Source organism: Pelagicoccus sp. SDUM812002 (genome assembly GCF_031127835.1).
Lineage (GTDB): Bacteria > Verrucomicrobiota > Verrucomicrobiia > Opitutales > Opitutaceae > Pelagicoccus.
In genome coordinates, this window is the sequence record NZ_JARXHX010000051.1 from 1 (window position 1) to 4,276 (window position 4,276).

General features: G+C 45.0%; 4 protein-coding genes. All 4 read left to right on the plus strand.

The features are described from left to right. The first annotated feature begins 105 nt into the window (after window positions 1-105). Window positions 106-690: a hypothetical protein gene (locus QEH53_RS23310; protein WP_309025640.1), complete on the plus strand. Its 585-nt coding sequence runs from the start codon at window positions 106-108 to the stop codon at window positions 688-690. 1,049 nt (window positions 691-1,739) lie between these two features. Continuing rightward, window positions 1,740-2,246, plus strand: a complete 507-nt coding sequence (locus QEH53_RS23315) for a hypothetical protein (protein ID WP_309025641.1) — start codon at window positions 1,740-1,742, stop codon at window positions 2,244-2,246. Window positions 2,247-2,324: 78 nt separating this feature from the next. Next, window positions 2,325-2,723 (plus strand): hypothetical protein, encoded by a 399-nt coding sequence (locus tag QEH53_RS23320; RefSeq protein WP_309025642.1) that lies wholly within the window; start codon window positions 2,325-2,327, stop codon window positions 2,721-2,723. Between the two features lie 900 nt (window positions 2,724-3,623). Beyond that, complete coding sequence (locus QEH53_RS23325) at window positions 3,624-4,064, plus strand: hypothetical protein (RefSeq protein ID WP_309025643.1); 441 nt, start codon at window positions 3,624-3,626, stop codon at window positions 4,062-4,064. Window positions 4,065-4,276: the final 212 nt, after the last annotated feature.

A 4,276-nucleotide genomic window follows, 5' to 3' on the forward strand; every position in this document is an offset into this window, starting at 1 on the left:
CGGCAAACGCCCGCCTCTTTCACAACGCCCCAACCAAAATCACCCAACTTTAAAAGGAACCCAAACTGAGGCCTCCACGTATGGCCTCTGCGTTGGGTAAAAATAATGGATCTCGATAAACAACTCACCGAACTGTTCGGAGCTACCCGTTCTTATGCCTCGTATTTCGCCATTGGTGACAGGATCAGCACCAAAGAAAGAAGTACGAACGAGGTTGTGAATACGGGCGAAGCATTGGATTCGGTTGCAGAGTTCCGTGAATTGGTCGGACCGCTAGTAGGAATCCTGAACGTTAATCCCCGTGGGCAAGATTTCGAAAAAATGGATCCACCAGATGTTGAGATCGTTACAAAAGAAAATGGAACGATTGGCGTGGAAGTAACGGAGTTGGTAAGCAATGATCGAATCAGGGCTTCTGAAAAAGATGAAGATTTTGACTACGAAATCGGCAAGCCCGAGTTTGAAGGAATCCTACAAGAACGAATCCAAAAGAAAGATAAAGATTGGAAGGACGATTTCGACCGATCTGTTCTTTTGATGCTATGCGATGAACCGTCACTCTCACGATCAGTTTGCCAAGATTACGTCAAGGACCTAGAGATTCAGATAGATCGATTTGATCTGGTATTCATCCTCTTTAGTCCACGGTACGAAGAAGAACAATGTCAGTCATTAATCATAAAGAAATAATACCCAACCAGGCAGCCCATACAACTCCGGCCATCGCTCCGCGATGACCTCCGCGTATGGCTTTCACGATGGGGAGAACTATTATTGAAATGACGAAGTTATTTCGGGCGAAGCCTTCCCGAAGGGAAAAAATTTTGATAATCTGAGCCATTATCGATTACGACTGAAGAAAAACGAAGATCCTGCAACGGAAGAAAGATCGACATTCGACAGGGCCGACCAACTCCCAATTGCTTTAAAGACAGATGATCCTGCAGTCCAATTAAGATCTATTCAGAACAAAGACACCCTACTCTAGTTCAAAAATAAGAGGATCCGAAACTTCCATGTCCAACCCAACTCTAACCCTGAATTATTTAACCCCATCAAGTCGGTCCTCACAACTCGCGCAAGCGCTCGCGTGAGACCTCTGCGATGGGGAAGTAAGGAATTTCAGAGAGAACAACTTGGCGACGTATCCAAATTCTAAATCCGAGAATGAAATATGAAGATCCTGCAACAAAGGATAGATCGATTTTCGAGAAGGCCAACCAACCCGAAATCCCCTTCAATTAGGATTGATCCTGTAGCAAACGAAAGATCGCAAATTGGCAATCGACCCGAAGACTGAATCCAAGAAAAGAAGAGCCCCAAGTTCCAAGACAAACCCAACACTGAAGATGAAAAACTCAACCCCATCAAGTCGGTCCTCACAACTCGCGCAAGCGCTCGCGTGAGACCTCTGCGATGGGGAAGTAAGGATTTTTAGAGAGAACAACTTGGCGACGGATTCAAATTCAAAACCCAATAATGAAGTATGAAGATCCTGCAACGGAGAGATAGATCGAATTTCGAGAAGGTCAACCAATCCGAAATCCCTTTAATTAGGATTGATCCTGCAGCAAACGAAAGATCGCAAATTGCCAATCGATCCGAAGACTGAATCCAAGAGAAGAATAGCCCCAATTTCCAAGACAAACCCAACTCTCAAGATGAAAAACTTAACCCCATCAAGTCGGTTCTCACAACTCGCGCAAGCGCTCGCGTGAGACCTCTGCGTTCGCTAAAAAATGACTAGAGACGACTTCACTAAAAGTCTTGTTCAAGCCAGCCAGACCTTGGTTGGTGCGACGAAGAAGTACGTCTCAAACGACCTTCCAGACGATTTCCTCTATCTGATCGTTCCAAACGCTTCATACGACGGAAATGAACTAGAAGACGACGAAGAAGTTTTCCCAGACGAATCCCTTGAAGCAGGAACGTCATTACCTCCAAAAAGAAAAGAAGAAGTAATCGATCTCCTGCATCGGAACGGAAAGATTCCTGAATGGATTGATATGCGAGCCGAGTCAGCGGACGACAAGTTTACGTATTTGCTTCTCACGTGTTGTGGGCGTTACAGTGCTATAGAAAAACACCTCTACCATCGTAGTGCAGGAACCCCTCCCTTTAGTACAAAAATTGAGCTGCCAGCGTTTGAATTCGACCCCGACATTGACGGGAAGTTTGCACTACAACCAAAATATAAATACAGCGAACAAGGCGCTTCTCACAACGCGGGCAAGCCCGCGTCGTGAGAGCTTGGCGTTGGCTACTTAAGAAAAGAATTCCAAGACTCCACGATCCTATGAATTTCAGCTACCCCATCATCAAAAATGTCAGATAATAATTCGATATCTGTGCCTTCATTCGACGAATACTCTTTCACTGATTTTATGAAAGACTTCGATGATTTATCAGCCCACCTCAATACTCTCCACCCTGCTACAAATTTTTCCCTAAAGTCCATAGTCTACGATTTCGTTACTGAGCGTTACGCTACCAACGAAGAACACGTCAACAAGGGTTCGGTCCTAGGTTCATGCACCGATTTTTTAAGAATGAACTCTCATCGATTTGACGAAGGAAAGATCGCGGTGGCTGGTGATGAAGGTTCACTTGTATCAGTACAGTTGATTGCAGCGGTCTATGAGCTAATTGGAGCTACAGCTCTGGGACGAAGTGCAAAGATTCCGACGATAGAGAAGATTAAAGAAAAAGCTGAATCCTACTAAATAACAGCCAACAAGACGCACCATACAACTCCGGTTAGCGCTCCGCGCTAACCTCCGCGTATGTGCTCAGCGTTGGCTAAAGAAAGGAATGATTGAATGAGAGACAACTTGGCGGCGTATCCATTTTATAGATCTTTCTTACTAAAGAAGATCCTGCAACGTACCGAGCCAAAGGCGACATGACCACAAGAGCCCAAATGATGATTCGATTTTTGAAAGGCCCAACCCAACCAACGTTCCTTTAGAAAGAACTGATCCTGCATAAAAAGATGACTCGAAAAAACCGAAAGTGACCAAATCGACGTTCCAATAATTACAAAGAAAAAGAGAAGATTCCTGAAGCCCGACCTCATTCTAGTTAAGACCGTCATCCAGCCAACAAGTCGGCCCATACAATTCCGGCAAACGCCCGCCCCTTTCACCTCGACCCCAGACCTGAAAACACAAACTTGAAATGGAACCCAAACTGAGGCCTACACGTATGGCCTCGGCGTTCTACTAAAAATAGATAATCAGGTTGATGGATACAAAAGAAAGGGTTTTTGAATCGAAGGAGGCAGCATCCTCAACCAACGGGAAAAGAAAAGATTCTGACTTCGACATTTCCAGCTTCACGAACCACGATTCCAACCCTGTTACCCAAGCATGACGAGCAAGGTCCGAAGCCAGAATAAGGAATCGATTCTAACGTATGGAATCACTGGAGACACGTTCCCTGATGAGGTAGAACCAGTCGGTCGATACAACTCGGGTAAGCGCTCGCCGTTTTCAAACGAACAAGACACTTTCAACCCTAAACCAACATGGAGGCTTTAACACGACCCTCGCGTATCACCTCGACGTTCTGAAAAAATGATGCGATCATTAACAATCTTTGTTTTGACCTCGATTTGCTCGCTCGTGGTCGCCGAACCAGACCTTTCCCGTCAACTAAAAGAAATCAACGAAGAACTAGATAAACTATATACCCCATACTTTTCGGGGACGATCACAGAGGCACAAATCTCGCTTCAAGAAGTGATCGACTACACGAAAAAACAACAGTCTCAAACCGACCTCCCTCTTGATAGCGTCATAGCTTTTGCTTACGTTCGCCTAGCCTTCATAAGCGAGTACACCAATGACCGAAATGAAGATTTGTATTTTGAAGAAGCTCTGAAGCATATAGAACGCACACTCGTCATGGGAGACGTATCAAAAGGAATAAAAAGAGAAGAGTGGTTTTACGAAGTAGCACTAAAGGATGTCGACAAGGACCTTCAATGGATTGATCACCACGAAAAATACAAAGAGACCTTAGAACGCGTAAAGAGGATCAAAAGCATCGAAAGAAAAAAATAGTCAGAACCAGACGGTGGATACAACGGCGGCAATCGCCCGACTCTTTCACATCGAAATTTCAAAATCAACAAACCCAGACATGGAAGCGATGACCGAAGCCGCCGTCGTATCACCTTAGCGTTAGCCAGTAATTATATAAATTTTTGACGGAAGGGTTTCGAATCGAAGGACGCAGCATCCTCAGCCAGTGCGACCACGACATCTCAACGAAC

Coding starts and splice junctions, on each gene's coding strand:
- QEH53_RS23310 (WP_309025640.1), top strand. CDS start 106: ATGGATCTCGATAAACAACTCACCGAACTGTTCGGAGCTACCCGTTCT.
- QEH53_RS23315 (WP_309025641.1), top strand. CDS start 1,740: ATGACTAGAGACGACTTCACTAAAAGTCTTGTTCAAGCCAGCCAGACC.
- QEH53_RS23320 (WP_309025642.1), top strand. CDS start 2,325: ATGTCAGATAATAATTCGATATCTGTGCCTTCATTCGACGAATACTCT.